The organism is Oribacterium sp. HCP3S3_B9, from assembly GCF_052064255.1.
In the GTDB taxonomy this organism is placed as follows: Bacteria; Bacillota; Clostridia; order Lachnospirales; family Lachnospiraceae; genus Oribacterium.
Genome location: NZ_JBQHVY010000043.1, coordinates 1 through 2,635 on the forward strand (window position 1 = coordinate 1; position 2,635 = coordinate 2,635).

At 51.5% G+C, this 2,635-nt stretch carries 2 protein-coding genes; both read left to right on the forward strand.

Annotated features, from left to right (window positions below):
- Nucleotides 1–160: 160 nt before the first annotated feature.
- Nucleotides 161–1,708, forward strand: a complete 1,548-nt coding sequence (istA, locus tag ACTNC3_RS11275) for an IS21 family transposase (RefSeq protein ID WP_441227485.1) — start codon at nucleotides 161–163, stop codon at nucleotides 1,706–1,708.
- A 5-nt stretch (nucleotides 1,709–1,713) separates the two neighbouring features.
- Nucleotides 1,714–2,490: an ATP-binding protein gene (locus tag ACTNC3_RS11280; protein ID WP_441227486.1), complete on the forward strand. Its 777-nt coding sequence runs from the start codon at nucleotides 1,714–1,716 to the stop codon at nucleotides 2,488–2,490.
- Nucleotides 2,491–2,635 lie beyond the last annotated feature (145 nt).

Below are 2,635 nucleotides of genomic sequence, written 5' to 3' on the forward strand. Positions count from 1 at the left end.
TGAGTATTCCGGGCTCCGTGACACCACTGTCCGGTTTTTGGGAAACCGCCGTTCCAGTAAATTGGAAACCAGCAATCCGGCAATGGAAACCAAAAGCATGACACCTTAGAATTATGGTATGCGCCGCAATGGCGTAAATAATTCTAAGGAGGTCGCTCATATGACCAAGTACCGAGAGATCCTGCGTCTGGCAAGTCTGGGTCTCAGTCAACAGAGCATCGCTGATAGCAGCGGTGTCTCCAAGAAAACGGTCAACCGTGTGCTAAAACGGGCAAAGGTGCTTAACATCTTCTGGCCGTTAGAGCCTAACGAGACCGATGCCATCCTTGCGGATAAGCTGTTTCCATCCGTACAGAAGCAGATGTCGTCGACAAAACGCATGCCTGACTTCAACTACATCCAGAAGGAGTTGCTCCGAAATGGTGTCAACAAGAAGCTCCTCTGGACAGAATACCTGGAGGAATGCCGCCAGTCCGGCGACGAGCCTCTTATGTATTCCCAGTTCTGCTATTACATCCAACAGGATGAGCAGAAGCGCCGCGCAACTATGCATATCAACCGGAAACCCGGCGAGCAGATCGAAGTTGACTGGGCAGGGGATCCTGCGCAGATCACCGATCCAGATACCGGCGAGATCATTCCTGCCTTCCTCTTTGTGGGTGTCATGACATACAGCCAGTATCCGTACGTCGAGGCTTTCATTAATGAGAAGCAGCGTGCGTGGATCACCGCCCACGTTCACATGTATGAGTACTTCGGCGGCGTAACCCGTATCCTGGTTCCTGACAATACCAAGACTGCCGTGATTCACAACAACGACTGGTATAATCAGGAGCTCAACACCATCTACCATGAGATGGCGGAACATTACAACACGGCCATTATCCCCGCTCGGGTCCGGGCACCGAAGGACAAGCCGAATGCCGAGGGCTCTGTAGGTGTTATCTCCACCTGGATTACCGCGGCGCTCCGCAATGAGCAGTTCTTTTCACTGGACGAGCTCAATAAGGCCATCCGCAAAAAGCTGGAAGAATTCGTAAACCGCCCCTTTCAAAAGAAAGAGGGTACCCGATACAAGATCTTCCGCGACGAAGAACAGCCACTGCTGGCCAAGTTGCCGGCTACTCCTTATGAACTGGCGGAATGGAAACAAGCCACCGTTCAGTTCAATTATCACATATCCGTCGACGGAATGCTATACTCCGTCCCTTACGAATTCATCAAACGTAAGGTGGATGTGCGGATAACCGACACGGTTATCGAGATCTTTTATAATCACAACCGCATTGCCTCCCACCGGCGTCTGTATGGCCGAAAGGGGCAATACAGTACTGTTACAGAGCATATGCCCGCCGATCACCAGAAATATCTGGAGTGGAACGGCGATCGTTTCCGCAAATGGGCTGAGCGGATTGGATCCAATACATGCAAGGTTGTTAATGCGATCCTTGCCTCCCAGAAGGTTGAGCAGCAATCCTACCGAAGCTGTATGGGACTTCTGAAACTGGCAGATAAATACTCTGCCGAGCGTTTAGAAGCAGCATGCCAGAAGGCGCTTTCCTATACAGCAAGCCCCAGCTACAAGAGTATCAAAAACATCTTGGTGGCCAGGCAGGACAAAATTGAACCGGAGCTGCAGGCTCCCGACTCTGCGCCAACTCAGAACAAACACGCCATCACTCGTGGCGCTGACTACTACAGGAGGTAAGAACCATGACCAACCAGAGTACCATTGACAAACTTATTGAAATGCGCCTGACTTCCATGTCAGATGCCTTTATCACACAGATGAACGACCCGAAAATGAAGGATGTACCCTTTGAGGACCGATTTGGCCTTCTGGTCGACATCGAATATAACAACCGCAAGAGCAATAGCCTGAAGCGTCTTATCAAGGGAGCCGGTTTTGACCAGCCGGAGGCTTACATTGCCGACATCGATTATACTTCCGGACGGAAACTCAACCGCACACTCATCGAGCGTCTGGCAACTTGTGAGTACATCACGGAACATCGGAACCTGTTCATCACAGGTGCTACCGGAAGCGGAAAGACATACATGGCCTGTGCTTTCGGCATGGAAGCCTGCAAGCAGCGCTACAAGACAAAGTACGTACGCCTGCCGGATATGCTCCTTGAACTCGACCTGGCACGGACAGACGGCACTTACAAGAAGGTTCAGGCCAAGTACGCCAACCCCACCCTTCTTATCATCGATGAATGGCTCCTGCTGAAGCCGACCGAGGCAGAGCAACATGACATCCTGGAATTGCTGCACAGAAGGAGAAAGAAATCTTCCACGATCTTCTGCTCCCAGTACGATCCCAGCGGTTGGTACGACCAGCTCGGTGGCGATGACAGCCCTCTGGCCGAGGCTATTCTTGACCGCATCAAGCATGATGCCTACAAGATCAATATCGTTCCGACTGATCCTGCCAACTACCGTTCTATGAGAGAGGTATACGGACTGGATCCGGCACTGAGCGAATAATCGTAACCAATTAACTAGCGTCTCCATCCTGGAGATCATTTTTCTCCGGGATGGTGGCTACGCCGCATATATATCGGTTCCCTTATGTCCGGACTATCGGTTTCCAGTCCTCCGGACAGGCGGTTTCACCGCACCGGTATATCCA

Bases quoted from the DNA above. Each gene is read 5' to 3' on its own strand.
- ACTNC3_RS11280 (WP_441227486.1), top strand. From the start codon at position 1,714: ATGACCAACCAGAGTACCATTGACAAACTTATTGAAATGCGCCTGACT.
- istA (WP_441227485.1), top strand. From the start codon at position 161: ATGACCAAGTACCGAGAGATCCTGCGTCTGGCAAGTCTGGGTCTCAGT.